At 68.0% G+C, this 22,139-nt stretch carries 1 protein-coding gene and 1 pseudogene; both read left to right on the top strand.

Going from position 1 to position 22,139, the window contains the following annotated elements:
• Positions 1–26 precede the first annotated feature (26 nt).
• Positions 27–14,083: pseudogene (locus NU1_RS44130) on the top strand (non-ribosomal peptide synthase/polyketide synthase); the annotation flags it as partial.
• 120 nt (positions 14,084–14,203) lie between these two features.
• Positions 14,204–22,111 (top strand): non-ribosomal peptide synthetase, encoded by a 7,908-nt coding sequence (locus NU1_RS44125; protein WP_443093777.1) that lies wholly within the window; start codon positions 14,204–14,206, stop codon positions 22,109–22,111.
• Positions 22,112–22,139 lie beyond the last annotated feature (28 nt).

The raw sequence follows: 22,139 nt of genomic DNA, 5'->3' as shown, positions 1-22,139 counted from the left end.
TCGATCTCGACTTCGACCTGTCCATCATGGTGTCGAATCCGGGCGCGCCCGAGATCGCCGCCGCGGCAGGCGATATCGTGCGGACGCGCTCCGGTGAGGCCGCCGCGACGCTGGTCGCGCTGTTCGAGGCGCAGGCCGCGCGGACGCCGAATTCGACCGCGGTCAGCTTCGAGGGGACAAGTCTGTCGTATGCCGAGTTCGGCGAACAGGTGCACCGCCTGGCGCGCTGGCTCATCGAACGCGGTGTCGGCTCGGAAACCTATGTGGCGCTGGGTATGCGCCGCTCCATCGACCTGGTCGTCGGTATGTACGCCGTCACCGTGGCCGGTGGCGCGTACGTGCCGCTGGATCCGGATCACCCGGCCGAGCGCACCGAGTACATTCTCGACACCGCCGACCCGGTCACCGTGCTGACCTCCGGCGAGGACCTGGCGATCGATACCGCGCAGGTGCGCATCGACCTGCTCGACCTGACCAGCTACTCGGGTGATCCGGTCACCGACGCCGAACGTCTGGTGCCGCTGCGGCCCACCAATACCGCCTACGTGATCTTCACGTCGGGCTCGACCGGTCGCCCCAAGGGTGTCGCGGTCCCGCACGGCGCGATCGTCAACCGTCTGGTGTGGATGCAGGACGCCTACAACCTTACCGGCAAAGACGTTGTCCTGCAGAAGACCCCGGCCACGTTCGACGTCTCGGTGTGGGAATTCTTCTGGCCACTCCAGGTCGGCGCGCACCTGGTCGTCGCCAAACCCGACGGCCATCGTGACCCGGCCTATCTCGCGGAACTCATTGCCCGCGAAGGTGTCACGGTCACCCACTTCGTGCCGTCCATGCTCGCGGTGTTCGTCGCGGAATCCGCCGCCGCCCAGGCCACCAGCCTGCGACAGGTCTTCGCCTCCGGTGAGGCCCTCTCGCCCAAGCCCGCGCACCGGCTGCGCGAGCTGACCGGTGCGCAGCTGCACAACCTGTACGGCCCCACCGAAGCCGCCGTCGACGTCACCTATCACGAGGTCGTGAAGGCCGATACCGATACGGTGCCGATCGGCCGCCCGGTCTTCAATACTCAGCTCTACGTTCTGGATTCGCGCCTGCGGCCGGTTCCGGTCGGTGTCGCGGGTGAGCTCTACCTCGCGGGCGACCAGCTCGCCACCGGATACGTGGCCCGCCCGGACCTGACCGCGGATCGTTTCGTGGCCAGCCCGTTCGCCGCCGGCGAGCGGATGTACCGCACCGGCGACCTCGTGGTGTGGACCGCCGACGGTGAACTGGAATACCTCGGCCGCACCGACTTCCAGGTCAAACTGCGCGGTCTGCGTATCGAGCTCGGGGAAATCGAATCCGCGCTCACCGCACTGGATTCGGTCGCCCAGTCGGTGGTCGTGGTGCGCGCCGATCAACACACCGGTGATCAGCTCGTCGGCTATGTCGTCGCCGCACCGGGCCGGACCGTCGATATCGACGCCGTCCGTGCGGAACTCAGCGACCAGCTGCCTTCGTACATGGTGCCGTCGGTGCTCATGGTCCTCGACGAATTCCCGCTCAATGCCTCCGGCAAGCTGGACCGTAAGGCGCTGCCCGCACCGGTCTTCGAGGCGGCGGTCTTCCGTGCCCCGACCACCCCGGTCGAACAGATCGTGGCCGGAGTCTTCGGCGACGTACTCGGCCTAGACCGAGTCGGCCTGGACGACGACTTCTTCGCCCTCGGCGGCAACTCGCTCAGCGCCACCCAGGTGGCGGCGCGGCTGTCCGTCGCACTCGACACCCAGCTGGGGGTGCGCGAGATCTTCGAGGCCTCCGGCGTCGCCGCACTGGCCGCGCGGGCCGAAAGCCATTCCGGTGCGGGCGCGCGCAAGGCGCTCGCCCCGCAGCCGCGCCCCGAGCGGGTGCCGCTGTCGCTGGCACAGCAGCGCATGTGGTTCCTCAACCGGTTCGATCCCGAATCGGCCGTGGACAATATTCCGGCCGCGGTTCGCCTGTCGGGTCTGCTGGATCGCCAGGCGCTGCAAATCGCCGTCGCCGATGTGCTCGCGCGACACGAATCGCTGCACACCCGCTACCCCGAAGTAGACGGCACCGCATACCAGCAGATCGTGCCCACCGGTCAGGTCATCCCCGACCTGACCCCGTTCGATGTCACCGAGGCCGAACTGCCGCAGGCGCTATCGGATCTGGTGCTGCGCGGCTTCGACGTCACCACCGAGGTGCCGTTCCGGGCCCGCCTGTTCGAGATCACACCGACCGAACACGTGCTCGCCCTGGTGATCCACCACATCTCCGGCGACGGCGTCTCCATGCTGCCGCTCACCCGGGATGTCATGACCGCCTACAGCGCTCGCGTCGACGGCGGCGAACCCGCCTGGCAGCCACTGGAAGTCCAGTACGCCGACTTCGCGCTGTGGCAGCGTGAGGTGCTCGGCCGCGAGGACGACCCCAATTCGATTATCTCCCAGCAGATCTCGTACTGGGGACAGTCGCTGCGCGGTCTGCCCGAACAGCTGGACCTGCCCGCCGACCGGCCGCGACCCGCCGTCGCCACCGGCCGCGGCGCGACCCATACCTTCCGGATCGACGCCGAAACCCATGCGCGACTGATCGAACTGGCCCGCGCCAATGGGGCGACACTGTTCATGGTCGCGCACGCCGCCCTGGCGGTACTGCTCGCGCGGCTGTCCGGTGAAGAGGACATCGCCATCGGTACGCCCGTCGCGGGCCGTGGCGAACGCGCCCTCGACGATCTCATCGGCATGTTCGTCAACACCCTGGTGCTGCGGACCCCGATCGATGGCGAAGCATCCTTCGCGGACCTGCTGGAATCGGTGCGCGCCACCGATATCCAGGCTTTCGGCCATGCCGATCTGCCGTTCGAACGCCTGGTGGAGATTCTCAACCCGGCGCGCTCGCAGGCCCGGCACCCGTTGTTCCAGGTCATGCTGTCGTTCCAGAACACCGGACCGGCCGAACTGGAACTGCCCGGCCTGACCGCCAGTGGCGTCGAGCTGCCCATCGATACGGCCAAGTTCGATCTGCAGCTGGTGCTGTCCGAGGAGAGCGCCGTGGCGCACGCCTCCGGCAATGGCGCGACCGCCTCCGGTAGTGGCGCGACCGCACCGTCCGGCCTGGCAGCCGAACTGATCTACGCCACCGATCTGTTCGACGCCGACACCATGGCGGAGTTCGGCGAGCGGTTCGCGCTGCTGCTGCGGGCGATTACCGCCGACCCGAAGCGGGCCGTCGGTGATATCGACCTGCTCGCCGCCGATGAACGCCAGCTGGTGCTGCGCGAGTGGAACAACACCGCAGTCGATGTGACCGCCGGAATGCCGGATGGTGCCGCCGAGACGCTGGTGTCACTGTTCCGGGCGCAGGCTGAGCGCACTCCGGCTACCCCCGCTCTCGTCGGGGGGGCGTCTGCCCGGGAAGAGTTGTCCTACGCCGAGTTCTCGGCGCGGGTACACCGCCTGGCGCGGCACCTGGTTGCCGAGGGCGTCGGCCCGGAATCCCTGGTAGCCCTGGCTATCCGCCGCTCCACCGACCTGGTCGTCGCCATGTACGCGGTTCTCGAGGCCGGAGGCGCGTATGTGCCACTGGATCTCGACCAGCCCGCCGACCGGCTCGACTACGTCCTCGAGGTCGCGCAACCGGCGGTGGTGCTGACCACCGGCCGCGACGGGTTCGAGACCAGCCGCGAAACCGTGGCCATCGACGCCCTCGATCTCGACGGTTACCAGGCCACGCCGATCACCGATGCCGAACGGGCACAGCCGATCCGGCCGACCAATACCGCCTACGTCATCTTCACGTCCGGCTCCACCGGCCGCCCCAAGGGCGTCGCGGTGCCGCATGCGGCGGCGGTCAACCAGATCCGCTGGATCACCAGCGAATACGGCCTCGGCGCCGACGACGTGGTGCTGTTCAAGACCCCCGCCACCTTCGACGTCTCGGTATGGGAACTGTTCGGCCCCTTGGCGACCGGTGGCCGCATGGTCATCGCCACCCCGGACGGGCATCGCGATCCGCAGTACCTGGCCGAGGTGATCGCCGCCGAGCGGGTCACCATGACCTCGTTCGTGCCGTCCATGCTGACCGTCTTCGCGGGCAGCGCCGACCCGGCCGCCCTCACCTCGCTGCGCACCCTGCTCATTGCCGGTGAGGCCTTCACCTCCGACGCCGTCGCCGCCTTCCGCCGCATCAGCGCCGCCGAACTGCACAACCTGTACGGCCCCACCGAATTCACCGTTCACGCAACCTACGCGGCGGCCGCCGATGATGTCTCGGGTGCGGTGCCGATCGGTGCACCGGTCTGGAATGCCCAGACCTACGTACTGGATTCGCGGCTGCACCCGGTCGCTCCGGGCGTCGCGGGTGAGCTGTACCTGGCGGGCGCACAGGTGGCGCGCGGGTATGTCGGCCGCGCCGATCTGACCTCGGATCGCTTCGTGGCCAACCCGTTCGGCACCGGTGAGCGCATGTACCGTACCGGTGACCTGGTGAAATGGACGGGTGGGCCCGACGCGGGGCAGCTCGTCTACCTCGGCCGCACCGACTTCCAGGTGAAGCTGCGCGGTCTGCGTATCGAGCTCGGCGAGATCGAATCCGCCCTGACCGCACACGAATCCGTTGCCCAGGCGGTTGTCGTCATGCGCTCGGACGCTCATACCGGTGATCGCCTCGTCGGCTATGCGGTGCCGTCCGGCGCGGAGATCGACGTCGACGCGCTGCGGACGCATCTGTCCGGTCTGCTGCCGTCCTACATGGTTCCGGCCGCCATGGTGGCACTGGATGCCCTGCCGCTCAACGCCAATGGCAAACTCGATCGCAAGGCACTGCCGGAACCCGAGTTCGAGGTCCGCGAGTTCCGCGCCCCCTCGACCCCGGTCGAGGAGACCGTCGCGGCCGTCTTCGCCGAGGTACTCGGCACCGACCAGGTCATCGGCGTCGACGACGACTTCTTCGAACTCGGTGGCAATTCGCTTATCGCCACCCAGGTCACCGCGCGCCTCGGCGCCGCCCTCGATACCCGGGTGCCGGTGCGCGTGCTGTTCGAGGCCCCGACCGTGGCTGCCCTGGCCACGCGCCTGGCGGGCGAGACCCGCACCGGTAGCCGCCCGGCCCTGGTGGCGGGTGAGCGTCCGAGCGAGATTCCGCTGTCGCTGGCGCAGCAGCGCATGTGGTTCCTCAACCGCTTCGACGCCCAGTCCTCGGTCAATAACATTCCGATGGCCGTCCGGCTCTCCGGCGACCTGGACGTGGTTGCCCTGCTCGACGCCGTCGGCGATGTGGTGGACCGGCACGAGGTGCTGCGCACCTACTACCCGACCAATGATCTCGGTCGCGGCGTGCAGGTGATCCTGCCTGTCGGACACCGGATTCCGGATATGGGGCCGGTCGAGATCAGCGAGGCCGAGATTGCCGACACTATCCGCGAGCTGGTGCTGACCGGTTTCGACGTCACCTCCGATGTGCCGGTGCGCGCCAAGCTGATCCGCATTGTCGATGCCGAACAGCCCACGCACGTCCTGGTTTTCGTGGTGCACCACATCTCCGGTGACGGCTGGTCGGTGCAGCCGCTGGCGCGCGACGTCATGGTCGCCTACGCCGCCCGCGCCAATGGCGCGGCCCCGGCCTGGGCTCCGCTGCCGGTGCAGTACGCCGACTTCGCGCTCTGGCAGCGCGGTGTGCTCGGCTCCGAGGACGACGCCGACTCGCTCATCTCCCAGCAGGTCGCCTACTGGTCCGATGCCCTCGCCGGGCTGCCGGATCAGCTGGATCTGCCGTCGGATCGTCCGCGTCCCGCCGTGGCCTCCAATGCCGGTGGCGTACACGAGTTCACCATCGACGCCGAACTCCTGGGCGGCATGAACCGGCTGTCTCGCGAACACGGCGCGAGCCTCTTCATGGTCGTGCACGCGGCCTTCGCGGCCCTGCTGTCGCGCCTGTCCGGCTCCGAGGACATTGCCATCGGCACCGCCGTCGCGGGCCGTGGTGAAGCCGCCCTCGATGACGCCATCGGCATGTTCGTCAACACCCTGGTGTTGCGCACAGCCATCGAGACGGGGGAGAAGTTCACCGAACTGCTCGCCCGCACCAAGGATGGCGACCTGGCCGCCTTCGGACACGCCGATCTGCCGTTCGAGCGACTGGTGGAGATTCTCAATCCGCCGCGCTCGCAGGCTCGGCATCCGCTGTTCCAGGTCATGCTGTCGTTCCAGAACACCGGTGAGGCCAGCTTCTCGCTACAGGGTCTGGAAGTCGCGGGCGTACCCCTGGACGTGGTGACCGCCAAGTTCGACCTGCACCTCAACCTCACCGAGCGCATCGGCTCCGATGGTGCGGCCGAGGGTATGAGCGGCGAATTCGCCTACGCCACCGATATGTTCGATGCCGAGACGGTCGCCGCCTTCGCGGATCGACTGGTTCGGATGCTGAGCGCGGTGGTCGCGGAACCGACCGCCTTCGTCGGCGATATCGACCTGCTCGACGAGTCCGAGCGGGCGCTGGTGCTCGACTCCTGGAATGCCACCACCGCCGAGGCGGATCCGACCGCGACCCTGGTGTCGATGTACCAGGCGCAGGCCAGGAACAGCGCCGATGCGACAGCCCTGGTCTTCGAGGACATGAATCTGTCCTACGGGGAGTTCGACGCCCGGGTGAACCGCCTGTCCCGTCACCTCATCGAACAGGGTGTGGGACCGGATTCGCTTGTCGCCCTTGGTATGCGGCGCTCCCTCGACCTGGTTATCGGAATGTACGCCGTAACCGTGGCCGGTGGCGCGTACGTGCCGCTCGACCCGGATCACCCGGCCGAGCGCAGTCACTACGTGCTCGACACCGCACAGCCGGTGTGCGTGCTCACCACCACACGGGACGGCTTCGACGCCGGTGACTTCACCGCGTTGGAGATCGACACCCTGGATGTGTCGGGCTACAGCGACGCGCCGGTCACCGACGCGGAACGTCGTGCACCGCTACAGCCTTCCAATACCGCGTATGTCATCTTCACGTCCGGTTCCACCGGACGCCCGAAGGGTGTGGCGGTCAGCCACGAGGCCATTGTCAACCGCCTCGTCTGGATGCAGGCCGCCTACCGCCTCACCGGCGACGATGTCGTCCTGCAGAAGACCCCCGCCACTTTCGACGTCTCGGTGTGGGAATTCTTCTGGCCCTTGCAGATCGGCGCGAGCCTGGTCATCGCCAAGCCGGATGGCCATCGCGACCCGGCCTACCTGGCCGAGCTCATCACGGCACACGGTGTCACCACCGCGCACTTCGTCCCCTCGATGATGTCGGTCTTCGTCGCTGCATTGAATACGGCGGCCGCGGGGCACTCCGTGGTTACGCAAGCTGCCTCCTCCGTGCCTGACGCCGCCGAGGACCGTGCCGCCGAATGCACCAGCCTGCGACAGGTCTTCTCCTCCGGTGAGGCGCTGCCCGCGCCGACCGCGCAGCAACTGCGCGCCCTGACCGGTGCGCGGGTCCACAACCTGTACGGACCGACCGAAGCCGCTGTCGACGTCACCTTCCACGAGGTCGTCGACGCCGACACCGTGACGGTGCCGATCGGTGCGCCGGTCTTCAATACCCGCGTCTACGTGTTGGATTCGCGTCTGCACCCGGTCGCACCGGGTATCGCGGGTGAGCTCTACCTCGCCGGTGCGCAGCTCGCGCGCGGCTATGTCGGCCGCCCGGAGCTGACCGCGGACCGGTTCGTCGCCGATCCGTACGGCACCGGCCAGCGCATGTACCGCACCGGTGACCTCGTCAAGTGGACCGCGGGCGGTGAACTGGAATACCTGGGTCGTACCGACTTCCAGGTGAAGCTGCGCGGCCTGCGTATCGAGCTCGGCGAAATCGAATCCGCGCTCACCGCACTGGATTCCATTGCCCAGTCCGTCGTGGTGGTTCGCTCCGATGACCGCCTCGGCGATCAGCTCGTCGGCTATGTCATCCCCGCCGCGGGTCGCAGCGTGGATACCGACGAGGTCCGTGCCGCCCTCGCCGAAGCGCTGCCCGGCTATATGGTTCCGGCCGCCTACGTGGTCCTGGATGCCTTCCCGCTCAATGCCTCCGGAAAGCTCGACCGCAAGGCGCTCCCGGCTCCGGTATTCGAGGCCAAGGTATTCCGGGCCCCGTCCACGCCGATCGAGGAAATCGTCGCGAACACCTTCTCCGACGTGCTGGGCGTCGGCCGGGTGGGCGTCGACGACGACTTCTTCGAACTCGGCGGCAACTCGCTCATCGCCACCCAGGTCACCGCCCGCCTCGGCGCGGCCCTGGACATCCAGCTGGCCGTGCGCGATCTGTTCGAAGCCTCCACCGTCGCGGCCCTGGCCGCCCGCGTGGAACGCAATGCCGGATCCGGCCGCACCCGTCCGCGCCTCGTCGCGGGTGAACGGCCACAGGAGATTCCGCTGTCCCCGGCTCAGCAGCGCTACTGGTTCCTCAACCAGTTCGACACCAGTACCTCCGCGGTGGACAACATTCCACTGGCGGTGCGGCTCACCGGCGACCTCGACCTCACCGCGCTGGAAGAGGCGATCGGCGACGTCATTGCCCGCCACGAGGTGCTGCGCACCATCTACCCGGGTTCGAACGACGGTCCGCGGCAGGTCATCCTGCCCGCCTCGCAGACCGATCTCATGCTCGTCCCCGAGGGCGTGCGCGAGGAGGGCCTGCTCGGCAAGATCGTCGAATTCGCCATGACCACCTTCGATGTCACCGTCGAGGTGCCGATCGCGGTGCGGCTGTTCCGGATCACCGACAGTGCTGCCGAACAGCATGTACTGGCCTTCACCGTGCACCACGTCTCCGCCGACGGCTCCTCCATGGGTCCCCTCGCCCGCGACGTGATGGCGGCGTACATGGCACGCGTCGAGGGCGAGGCCCCGCAGTGGGCTCCGCTGCCGGTGCAGTACGCCGACTACGCGCTGTGGCAGCGCGAGGTCCTCGGCTCCGAGGGCGACGCTGAATCGCTGTCCGCCCAGCAGGTCTCGTACTGGACCCGGACCCTCGCGAATCTGCCCGACCAGCTGGAATTGCCCACCGACCGGCCGCGTCCGCCCGCGCAGTCGTTCCACGGCAAGGCGCTGCGCTTCGATATCGATCCGGAGCGGCACGCCCGCCTGCACGAACTGGCGCGCGCCAATAACGCGTCGCTGTTCATGGTCGTGCACGCCGCCCTCGCGGTGCTGCTGTCGCGTCTGTCCGGTACCGATGACATCGCGGTCGGCACCCCCATCGCGGGACGTGGCGAACGTGAACTCGACGACCTCATCGGCATGTTCGTCAACACCCTGGTGTTCCGCACCAAGGTGAACGCGGGTGCTTCCTTCGCCGACCTGCTGGCCGAGGTCCGCGAACGCGACCTGGAAGCCTTCGCCAATGCCGATGTGCCGTTCGAGCGGCTCGTCGAGGTGCTGAACCCGGTGCGGTCCAATGCCCGCAACCCGCTGTTCCAGGTCGGCCTGTCCTTCCAGAACCTCGCCGAAACCGCCTTCCAGCTGCCCGGCCTGCATGTCGCGGCGGTGCAGTTCGAATCGCAGCTGGCCAAGACCGACCTGCACGTGACGCTCTACGACCGCTACGCCGAAGACGGCACCCCGGCCGAGATTCTCACCGAATTCGGATACGCCACCGACCTGTTCGACGAGAGCACCATCGGTGCCTTCGCCGACCGGTTCGTGCGGGTCCTCGACGCGGTGCTCGCCGATACGGCCAAGCCGGTCGGCGAGATCGACCTCCTCGATGAGTCCGAGAGCGAACGAATCCTGAAGGCGTGGAACACGACCGCGCACCCGATCGATTCCGACGCCACCCTGGTCTCGCTGCTCGACGCCACCGTGGCCGCCGATCCGAGGTCCGACGCGATTGTCGCCGACACCGTCGACGGCAGCGTCACACTGACCTACGGTGAACTCGATGCCCGGGTCAACCAGCTGGCGCGCCACCTCATCGACCGCGGTATCGGGACCGAAGACCGGGTCGCCCTGGCCATCCGCCGCTCGGTGGATCTGGTCGTCGCCATGTACGCGGTCACCAAGACCGGTGCGGCATATGTGCCGATCGATCCGGACCAGCCTGCCGAGCGCACCGGCTACATTCTCGAAACCGCCGCTCCGGCCTGCGTACTCACCACCGGCCGGGACGGTTTCAGCACCGATGTGACCGATACCGTGCGGATCGACGAGGTCGACCTGTCCGGCTACTCGGACACGGCGATCACGGCGACCGAGCGGGTACGCGAGCTGACCGCCGCGAATACCGCGTACGTCATCTTCACCTCCGGTTCGACCGGCCGCCCCAAGGGTGTGGCCGTGTCGCACGGAGCGGTCGTCAACCAGTTGCTGTGGAAGAACACCGAATTCGGGCTCGACCCGGCCGATGCGGTACTGCTCAAGACCGCCGCCACCTTCGACCTCTCGGTCTGGGAATTCTGGTCCGCCGCCGCCTGCGGTGGTCGCCTGGTTATCGCGCTGCCCGATGGGCACAAGGACCCGGTGTACCTGAACGAGCTCATGGCTCGGGAATGGGTCACCACGCTGCATGTGGTGCCGTCCATGCTCGATGCCCTGCTCACCGCCGGGTTGCCGGATTCGCTGTGGCGGGTGCTCGCCATCGGTGAGGCGCTGCCCGGACCGCTCGCCCAGCGCATGCGCCGCGAACGGACCCGCACCGAGCTGTTCAACCTGTACGGCCCGACCGAGGCCGCGGTATCCATCACCAGCCACCGGGTGACCGAGGCCGATACGGTCTCGGTTTCCATCGGTGCGCCCGAATGGAACAGCCGGGTCTTCGTGCTGGACGCACGGTTGCGGCCGGTGCCGGTCGGCGTCTCCGGTGAGCTCTACCTCGCCGGTGATCAGCTGGCCCGTGGCTACTTCGGTCGCGCCGACCTCACCGCCGACCGGTTCGTGGCGAACCCGTTCGACGGCAATGGGTCTCGCATGTACCGCACCGGCGACCTGGTGGCATGGAATGCCGACGGGGAGCTGGAATACCGGGGTCGCACCGACTTCCAGGTGAAGATCCGCGGCTTCCGCATCGAACTCGGTGATATCGAGGCCGCACTGCTGCGCCAGGACACCATCACCTCGGCCGCCGTTGTGGCGCACAAGGATCCGAGCGTCGGTGACCGACTTGTCGCCTACGTGGCAGGTAGCGGCGAACTCGACAAGCGGGCGCTGCAAGCCGCGCTGGCCGCCGAACTGCCGTCCTACATGGTGCCGTCGCTGTTCGTGCAGCTCGATGTGCTGCCGCTCAATGCCAATGGCAAGCTCGATCGCAAGGCGCTGCCGGAACCCACCTTCGAGAAGGCGGTCTTCCGCGCACCCGTCACCCCGATCGAGCAGATCGTGGCGGGCGTCTTCGCCGACGTCCTGCGCGTGGAGGGCACCGGCCGCATCGGCCTGGACGACGACTTCTTCGCCTGGGGCGGCAACTCATTGCTCGCCACCCAGGTCGCGGCGCGCCTCGGTGAGGCGCTGAACACCCGGGTGCCCGTGCGCCTGATGTTCGAGGCATCCACCGTAGCGGCCCTGGCGGCGCGCGTGGAGCAGAGCGCGGATGCGGGCGACCGCAAGGCGCTCGTCGCACAGCGGCGACCGGAGCACATTCCGCTGTCGCTGGCGCAGCAGCGCATGTGGTTCCTCAACCGCTTCGATACCTCGTCGGCGGCCTACAACGTGCCCGTCGCGGTGCGGCTGTCCGGCCAGCTGGATATCGACGCGCTGCGCTCGGCCGTCGCGGATGTCGTTGCCCGGCACGAGATTCTGCGCACCATCTACCCGCAGACCGACAGCGGTCCGGTCCAGGTGATCCTGCCGCCCGCGCAGGCGGTGCCCGAGCTCGAGGTCCGCAGCGTCGAGCTCGAGGACGTGGCCGCCGCCGTGGTGGAACTGACCTCCACCATGTTCGACGTCACCACCCAGGTGCCGGTGCGAGTGGCGCTGTTCGAGATCGCCGGTGTCGATACGGCGTACGCGGCACCCTCCGTGGTTACGCAGGCTGCCTCCTCCGGGCGCGTCGCCCCCGCCGAGGGCGAATACGTTCTCGCGCTGGTGATCCACCACATCTCCGGTGACGGATCCTCGGTCGGTCCGCTGACCCGCGACCTCATGACCGCCTACGCGTCGCGTTCGATGGGCTATGAGCCCGCGTGGTCGCCGCTGGCGGTGCAGTACGCGGACTACAGCATCTGGCAGCGGGATCTGCTCGGTAGCGAGGACGACGCGGAATCCCTCGCGGCCAAGCAGGTCGAGTACTGGAAGCAGGCCCTCGCCGGACTGCCCGACCAGCTGGATCTGCCCTCGGATCGACCGCGCCCGGCGGTGCAGTCGTTCCACGGTGGCAAGGTCGAGATGCACCTCGATGCCGAAACGCATCGCGCGCTCATCGATTTGGCCCGCTCCGAGGGTGCGACGCTGTTCATGGTCGTGCACACCGCACTGGCCGTACTGCTGGCACGGCTGTCCGGAACCGATGACATCGCCATCGGCACCCCCATGGCCGGTCGCGGTGAGGCCGTCCTCGACGACCTCATCGGCATGTTCGTCAACACGCTGGTGTTCCGCACCGAGGTCGACACGGGTGAACCGTTCACCGCACTGCTGAATCGTCAGCGCGAGACCGATATCCAGGCTTTCGCCCATGCCGACGTACCGTTCGAACGCCTCGTCGAGGTGCTCAACCCGGTGCGCTCGACCGCGCGGCATCCGCTGTTCCAGGTGGGTCTGTCCTTCCAGAACCTGGCCCAGTCCAGCCTGGAACTGCCCGGCCTGGCGGTGTCGGGTCTGGATATCGACACCGAGCTGTCGCAGTTCGATCTGCACCTGATCGCCACCGACCGCTACGACGAAGCCGGTGTGCCGGAAGGCGTTTCAGGCTTCTTCACCTACGCCACCGATATGTTCGACCACGACACGGTGCAGGGCTTCGTGGACCGGTTCGTGCGACTGCTCGGCGAGATCATTGCCGCGCCCGGCACCGCCGTCGGCGATATCGAACTGCTGGCTCCGGCCGAGCAGGCCGAACTGGTGGACGCCCGCAATGCGACCGCGCACGCGACGGATTCGGCCGCGACGCTGGTGTCGATGCTGGACGCGGCCGTGGCGGCCAAGCCGACCGCGGTAGCGCTCATCGGACCGGACGGCGAGGTGCTCACCTACGCCGAACTCGGCCAGCGCGTGAATCGCCTGGCCCGGCACCTGATCTCGATGGGTGTCGGCCCGGAGGCCCGGGTCGCGCTCGCGCTGCGGCGCTCGGTGGACCTCGTGGTCGCCATGTACGCGGTATCCGTCGCGGGTGGCGCGTACGTACCGGTCGATCCGGATCAGCCCGCCGAGCGCACCGCGTACATCCTGGAGACCGCCGCTCCGGTCTGCGTACTCACCAATGCCGCAGCGGAATTCAGCACCGACAGCGCGCCGCTGGTCTCGCTGAACGCGCTGGTGCTGTCCGGTATCGACGCGACCGCGGTCAGCGACGACGAGCGGATCGCTCCGCTGCGCCCGACCAATACCGCGTATGTCATCTTCACCTCCGGTTCGACCGGTCGGCCCAAGGGTGTGGCGCTGCCGCACGCCGCGATCGCCAACCAGTTGCAGTGGAAGACCGCCGAATTCGGTCTCGGTGCCGATGACGCGGTGCTGTTGAAGACCGCCGCGACCTTCGACCTGTCGGTGTGGGAGTTCTGGTCGGCCGCCGTTTCCGGTGGCCGCCTGGTGATCGCCGCGCCCGATGGCCATCGCGATCCGGCGTACCTGAACGAGCTCATGGCTCGCGAGTCCGTCACCACGCTGCATGTGGTTCCGTCCATGCTGGACGCGCTGCTCACCGAATCCGGTGGGGCGCTGGCCGGTTCGCTGCGTCGAGTGCTCGCCATCGGTGAGGCGCTTCCGGCTTCGGTTGCGCAGCGCTTCCGTGCTGCGAACCAGGACGCGGCGTTGTTCAACCTGTACGGCCCGACCGAGGCGGCGGTGTCCATCACACGCACCGGGTCACCGACGCCGATCAGGGCTCGGTCTCCATCGGTGTGCCGGAATGGAACAGCCAGGTCTACGTCCTCGACGGCCGCCTGCACCCGGTGCCGGATGGCGTCTCGGGTGAGCTGTACCTGGCCGGTGCGCAGCTGGCGCGCGGCTACTTCGGCCGCGCGGATCTGAGCGCGGACCGTTTCGTGGCCAACCCGTTCACTGTCGGTGCGCGCATGTACCGCACGGGCGACCTCGTCGCCTGGACCGGAAACGGTGAGCTGGAGTACCGGGGCCGCACCGACTTCCAGGTCAAGATCCGTGGTTTCCGTATCGAACTCGGCGAGATCGAAGCGGCGCTGTTGGCGTTGCCGGAGATCGCGCAGACCGCGGTCATCGCGAAGTCCGATCAGCGCACGGGCGACCGTCTGGTGGCGTACCTGGTGTCGGCCGCGTCACCCGAGTCCTCCTCGTCATCCGAGTCGTCTGAGTCCTCCTCGTCATCCCGGCATGCTTTTGGCCGGGATCCACATTCGGAGGCACCGGTCTTGACAGCGGTGGATTCCGGCCAAAAGCACGCCGGAATGACGGAAGGTTTTGCTTCGGTCGTAGACGTGGCTGCGGTGAAGTCGGCCTTGTCGGCGGCGTTGCCGTCCTACATGGTCCCCTCGGCCTTCGTGGTCCTCGACGCCCTGCCGTTGAACGTTAACGGCAAGCTGGATCGAAAGGCCCTGCCGGAACCGGAATTCGAGTCCACCGCGTTCCGCGCACCCTCCACCCCCATCGAAGAGATCGTGGCGGGTGTCTTCGCCGACGTGCTCGGTGCCGAGCGTGTGGGTGCCGACGACGACTTCTTCACGCTCGGCGGCAACTCACTGCTCGCCACTCAGGTAGCGGCCCGAATCGGTGCCGCACTCGACGCCCGGGTGCCGGTGCGCGCCCTGTTCGAGGCCTCCACCGTCGCCGGTCTCGCCGCCAAGGTAGAGCAGCACGCCGGAGCGGGCGGCCGCAAGGCGCTGACCGCGCGGGAGCGTCCTGCCAAGGAATCGAACACTGTGATTCCGCTGTCGCTCGCGCAGCAGCGCATGTGGTTCCTCAACCAGTTCGACACCACGTCGGCGGCCTACAACATCCCGGTCGCCGTCCGCCTCACCGGCGAACTGGATACCGCCGCGCTCCAGCAGGCGGTCGCCGATGTCATCGGCCGCCACGAAACCCTGCGGACCATCTACCCGCAGGTCGACGGTGCGGCATCCCAGGTGATCGTCCCGGCGGCTCAGGCAGTTCCGGACCTCACCCCGATCGCGGTTTCCGCCACCCAGATCCGCGACCGCATTGCCGCGGCCATCTCGACCGGCTTCGACGTCACCAGCGAAGTGCCCCTGCGCGCCAAGCTGTTCCGCGTCGCGGCCGTAGAGGAAATGACCGAGCACGAGGCGTCCGCCCTCGATGCCGCCGCCGCGATCGAGGCCGCCACGCTGCGCTCGGTCGGGGAGAACGCCGCCGCGGCGCTGCACAATGGCGCGGCCCGCAGAACCGAGTCCGCCACCGTCGAGCATGTGCTCGTCTTCGTGGCGCACCACATCAGCGCGGACGGCTGGTCCATGGGCCCGCTCACCCGCGATGTGATGGTGGCCTACGCGGCGCGCGCCGCCGGTGTGACGCCGGGCTGGGCTCCGATGCCGGTGCAGTACGCGGACTTCAGCATCTGGCAGCGCGAGGTGCTGGGCTCCGAGGACGATCCGCAGAGCCTCATCTCCGCGCAGGCCGACTACTGGCGCACCGCGCTGGCGGATCTGCCGGATGAGCTGAACCTGCCGGCCGATCGCCCGCGTCCGACCACGCAGTCCTTCCGCGGCGGCCGGGTGCTGTTCCCGATCGGCACCGAACTGCACCAGGGCCTCCAGCGGATTGGCCGCGAGCAGGGCGCGACCATGTTCATGGTCATGCACACCGCGCTCGCGGTCTTCCTGGCGCGCCTGTCGGGCACCGATGACATCGCGGTCGGCACTCCGATCGCCGGTCGTGGCGAGGCCGAACTCGACGATGTGATCGGCATGTTCGTCAACACCCTGGTGCTGCGTACCCGAGTGGACGGACAGGCCAACTTCGGTGAGCTGCTGGCACAGGCCAAGGACACCGATCTGCAGGCCTTCGCACACGCCGATATTCCATTCGAGCGCCTGGTCGATCTGCTCAGCCCGGAACGGTCCACCTCGCGGCATCCGCTGTTCCAGGTGGTGCTGTCGTTCGAGAACCTGCCGGACACCACCTTCGAACTGCCCGGATTGCGGGTCGCCGCCGTCGAATTCGACAATGACACCGCCAAGTTCGATCTGTCGCTGACCATTCGGGAAGCCGGACCCACGGCGGGCCGTGAATCGGGCTCCGACGGCATGTACGCCGAACTGTCCTTCGCGCGTGACCTGTTCGACGACAGCACCGTCGAGGTGTTCGCGCAGCGGTTCACCCGACTGCTCGAACAGCTCACCACGCGGCCGGAGCAGCCGGTCGGTGACCTGGAGATCCTCGCGCAGCCGGAGCGCGCCGACCTCATTGCCCGCACGGGCGGTGCGGTGGTGCCCGCGGCCACTCTCGCGGATCTCATGAGCGCTGCCGCCCAGGACAATCCGAAGGGTCAGGCGGTGGTCTTCGGAGACCGCAGCCTCACCTACACCGAACTCGATGAGGCCTCCTCACGTCTGGCGCGACTGCTCATCGAACGCGGCGCCGGACCGGATGTGCTGGTGGCCGTGGCCATTCCGCGCTCCATCGAATCCGTACTCGCGGTGTGGGCGGTCGCAAAGTCCGGTGCGGCCTTCGTGCCGATCGATCCGGCCTACCCGGCTGACCGTATCGCGCATATGGTGTCGGATTCCGGTGCGGTGCTGGGCCTCACGGTCACCGACAAGGTGAACGAACTGCCGCCGGTCAAGAGCCTGGCCGGTTGGCTGTCCCTCGATGACACCGCGGTGCTGGCCGAGGCCGAGCGCTACTCGGATGGCGCGGTCACCGATGCCGATCGCTGGGCACCCATTCGGGCCGAGCATGCCGCGTACGTCATCTACACCTCCGGCACCACCGGTATGCCCAAGGGCGTGGTGGTCACCCATGCGGGTCTGGCCAACTTCAGCCTGGAGCAGGTCGTGCGCTACGGCCTCGACTCCGGTTCGCGGGCACTGCATTTCGCCTCCCCGTCGTTCGACGCCTCCATCCTGGAGCTGCTGTTGGCGCTCGGTGCGGCCGGTGCGCTCGTGGTGGTGCCGCCGGGCACCTATGGCGGCGACGAGCTCGGTGAGCTCATTGCCCGCGAGCGGGTGAGTGTCGGCCTGATCACGCCATCGGTGCTGGCCTCGCTGGACGCCAAGCAGCTGGCGGGTATGGAAGTCATCATCGCCGGTGGTGAAGCCGTATCGGCGGATCTGGTGGCCAAGTGGTCGGTCGCAGTGTCCAACAGGTCGGGGGGCGCCGGCCCGCGCCGCTTCCACAATGCCTACGGTCCGACCGAGGCGACCATTGCCACCAATATCTCCGACCCGCTGTCGGCGGGCGATCCGGTGGTCATCGGTGGTCCGGTGCGCGGTATGCGGGCCATGGTGCTCGACGCCCGACTGCATCCGGTACCCGAAGGTGTCGCCGGTGAGCTCTACGTCGCCGGTGTGCAGCTGGCGCGTGGCTACCACGCGCGGCCGGGTCTGACCGCCGAGCGGTTCGTCGCCGATCCGTTCGGTGCGGCGGGTGACCGGTTGTACCGCACCGGTGACGTAGTGCGGTGGCGTCGCGACGCCGCGGGCAATGCCGTGGTGGAGTACGTGGGCCGCAATGACTTCCAGGTCAAGGTGCGCGGTTTCCGTATCGAACTCGGCGAGATCGACGCGGCACTCACCGCGTACGAGAGCGTGGACTTCGCGGTCACCGTCGGACACAGGACCGAGGCCGGGACCACCATCCTGGCGTCGTATGTGCGACCGGTCGACGGGGCGGTCATCGATATCGCCGCGCTCACCGAACACGCCGCCGCGCTGCTGCCGGAATACATGGTGCCGACGGCCATTACGGTCATCGACGAGATTCCGCTGACCGGGGCGGGCAAGCTCGACCGTCGCGCCCTGCCCGCGCCCGCCCTGGCCCCGCGCGAATTCCGGGCTCCCGTCAGCGATCTGGAAGGCGAGATCGCCGCTGTCTTCGCCGAGGTACTCGGTGTCGAACAGGTCGGCCTCGACGATTCCTTCTTCGCACTCGGCGGCGATTCGATCCTGTCGATTCAGCTGGTGTCGCGGGCCAAGGGCCGGGGCATCCTGTTCAGCCCCCGCGATGTGTTCGAGAAGCGCAGCGTGGCCGGACTGGCCGAAATCGCCGTGCGCGGTGGGGATTCCGAACAGCAGAAGCTGGCGGAACTGCCCGGTGGCGGTGTCGGCGATATCCCGCTGACGCCGATCATGACCGCCATTCTGTCGAGTGGGTCGACCTACCAGCGGTTCTCGCAGTCCATGGCCTTGCGCCTGCCCGACGGTATCGACCGGCAGACCCTGGTAGGCACCCTCGCGGCGGTCTTCGACCACCACGATGTGCTCCGGTCGCGCCTGCGTGGGAACGCCCCGGCGGGAGCGACGGGCACGGAGGCGGCAGCTCGCGTAACCACGGAGGGCCCCGCGGACGCCGCGTCAGGCAGAGCCGGTTGGACATTCGAGGCGCTCGAGCGGGGAGCCGTCGATGTCGACGCGCTGATCCAGCGCGTTGTCGTGCCCGCCGACATCTCCGATGCGGAGCTGACCCGGGCCGCAGGTGTCGAACTCGACGGTGCGCTCGGACGACTCGATCCAGCCAATGCCGCCATGATCCAGTTCGTCTGGTTCTCCTTCGAGGGCGACCGTCGCGATGTGCTCATGCTCGCCGCCCACCACTTCGTGGTCGACGGCGTGTCCTGGCGCATTCTGATTCCGGACTTCGCCACGGCCTGGTCGCAGCTGGCCTTCGGTCAGCCGGTGGCGCTGCCCGCCAACGGCACCTCCATGCGGCGCTGGGCGCACGCCCTCGTCGATGCGGCCGCCGCCCCCGAGCGGGTCGCGGAGCTCGAGTTCTGGCAGGGAGTCACGGGTACGCCCGATCCGCTGCTCGGCTCGCGCGCCTTCGATCCGGCGGTGGATACCTTCGCCACTGTGGAGCGGGTCGAGGTATCGGTTCCGGCTGAGGTGACCGACGCCGTGCTGACCGCCATTCCAGGCCTGTACCGCGGTGGTGTCAACGACGGACTGCTGTCGGCGCTGGCCATGGCCGTATCGCGGTGGCGCGGAGCGGGTTCCGCGACACTGGCCCACCCGTCGCCCGGCCACCACCCCCCATCGAGTCGCTCCGCGACGCTCATTCGTTTGGAGGGTCACGGCCGCGAAGAGGAAGTCGTGCCGGGCGCGGATCTCTCGCGCACCGTCGGCTGGTTCACCAGCGCCTACCCCGTGCGACTGGACGTGGGTTCGGCCGATCTCGACGATGCGTTCCAGGGCGGAAAAGCCATGGGCGACATTGTGAAATCGGTCAAGGAACAGCTGCTGTCGGTGCCCGATAAGGGGCTCGGCTTCGGTCTGCTGCGCCACCTCAACCCCGAAACTCGGGATGAGCTGCGCGATGTCGGCCAGATCAGCTTCAACTACCTCGGTCGTGTCTCCGCCGGTGAAGTACCCGAACAGCTCGCCGAGCTGGGCTGGGTGCCGGTGAGTGACCTCGGGCAGCTGGACGCGGATATGGATCTCGACATGCCCGCCAATGCCACCCTGGACATCAATGCCATCGTCACCGATGGCGAGGACGGCCCGCAACTGGGCGCGGCCTTCGCCTTCCCGACGGGGCTGCTGAGTCGGGAACGGGTGCAGGAGTTCGCCGATCTGTTCGTGGCGGCACTGTCGGCGCTGGCCGCGCACGCCCAGCGGACCGAGGTCGGCGGCTTCACGCCGTCGGATATGTCTCTCGTCCAGGTCGGCCAGGGCGATATCGAGGTGTGGGAGCGCAACTACCCGGCGCTCGCCGATGTCTGGCCGCTGTCACCGCTGCAGGGCGGCCTGCTGTTCCAGGCGATGATCGCCCAGAGTCAGCAGACCCTCGACGTGTACACCATGCAGGCCGTGCTGGATCTCGGTGGCACCGTCGACGTCGAGCGGTTGCATGCCGCCGCACAGGGAGTGGTCGATCGCTACCCGAACCTGCGGACCGCCTTTGTCACCGACAATGACGGCAAGCCGGTACAGGTGGTACTCGATCGCGCCGAAGCGCCGTGGCGTGTGGTCGATCTGACCGATCTGCCGCAGGCACAGCGGGTTCCGCGGATGCGGGAGCTCATCGAGATCGATCGCGGCACGCACTTCGATCTGGCTACGCCGCCGCTCATGCGGTTCACGCTGTTCCGCACCGAGGCCGAACAGGCGCACCTGGTGATCACCACCCACCACATCCTGGTGGACGGCTGGTCCATGCCGCTGCTCATGCAGGATCTGTTGGTGCTGTACGCGGTTCGTGGCGACACTTCGGCACTGCCGCGCGTCACCTCCTACCGGAACTTCCTCAGCTGGCTCGCCGGTCGTGACCGCGACGAATCGCTGCGGGCGTGGACCAGGGCGCTCTCCGGCGTCTCCGAACCGACGCAGCTCGCACCGCAGCCGCGTGCGGAGGAGAACTACGAAATCGGCCGCCACGAAACCGAAATCGATGCCGAACGCACCCGCGCGCTTACCAAGCGCGCCGGGGAACTCGGCGTCACGGTGAATACCGTGGTGCAGACCGCGTGGGCCATCCTGCTCGGCAGGCTCACCGGCCGTGGCGATGTGGTGTTCGGCGCGACGGTCTCCGGCCGCCCCGCCGACCTGCCCGGAGTGGAAACCATGGTGGGTCTGTTCATCAACACCCTGCCGGTACGCATTCGCATCGACGACCGGCTCACCGTCGAGGGCATGCTCGAGCGGGTCCAGCGTGAACAGGCAGATCTGCTGGAACACCACTACATCGGGCTCACCGATATCCAGCGGGTCGCCGGTATGGGCAGCCAGTTCGACACCCTCATGGTGTTCGAGTCCTACCCCATGGACAAGGAAGCGGTCGCCGCCGCCAGCTCCATCGACGGTATGTCCGTCACCGGTGTCGGCGTCAATGACAACACCCACTACCCGATGACCCTGGTGGTGATGGCCGAGGAAACCATCAATATCACCATGCGGTACCTGGGTAGCCGGTTCACCGCCGACGAGGTCACCACCCTCGCCGCGCGTCTGCACCGCGTCCTCGACGCCCTGCTCGGCGATCCGGCGAGCCTGGTCGGCGCCATCGATATCCTCGATGACACCGAGCGGGCCCGCATCCTCGCCGAAAGTACGGTCGCCGCAACCGATTCCACCCCCGAGGTGAACCGGCTCGGTGACCGCACGGTCGCCAAGGCGCTCGCCGCCGTGGTGGAGGAGGACCCGCAGGCCCCGGCATTGCTGGCGGACGGCCAGGAGCTCGCCTACCACGAGCTCGACCGCCGCTCCTCCCAGCTGGCCCGAGTCCTCATCGATCGCGGCGCGGGTCCCGGCGATGTCGTCGCCGTCGCTCTCCCTCGCTCGGTCGATGCGGTAGTGGCGGCCTGGGCGATCCACAAGGCAGGTGCCGCGGTGCTGTTCGCCGACAACCTCTCCTTCGGCGATATCCTCGCCGCCGGAGCCGGTTTCGGCATCGCCCTGGAACCGGCCGCCAAATCGGTCCGCTGGCTGGTCCCCACCGACCCCGAGATCAAGGCGGATATCGCCGCCGCCGCCGCCCACCCGGTCTCCTACGCCGACCGAGTCCGCCCGCTCACCGAGGACACCCCGGCCTTCGTCCACCGCGAAGCCGACGGCACCTGGGCCACCCTCACCCAGACCGACGCCCTCGACCGAGCCGATGCCCTGCGTGAGGAACACGAGATCGACTACGAGTCGACCCTCTACACGACCGCGACCACCGGACAGGCGGCTGTGAACGAATTCCTAGCCGTGGCCACGGCGGGTGCACTTTCTGTGCTGCCGGGTGACGGTGAGATCGCCGCAGACCTGGACGAAGGCGAGGTCACCCACTGGGTCACCGCCCTGGGGGAGCCGACTGACGCGGCAGGTGACGATGTACGGATCGTGTCCAGCAATTAGTCGCTGAATTTCGCTGGTTGGTGGACAT

Source organism: Nocardia uniformis NBRC 13702, assembly GCF_001613345.1.
GTDB lineage: Bacteria > Actinomycetota > Actinomycetes > Mycobacteriales > Mycobacteriaceae > Nocardia > Nocardia uniformis.
The sequence above is the reverse complement of the archived record's forward strand: the minus strand, read 5'-3'. Positions and strand labels throughout refer to the sequence as shown.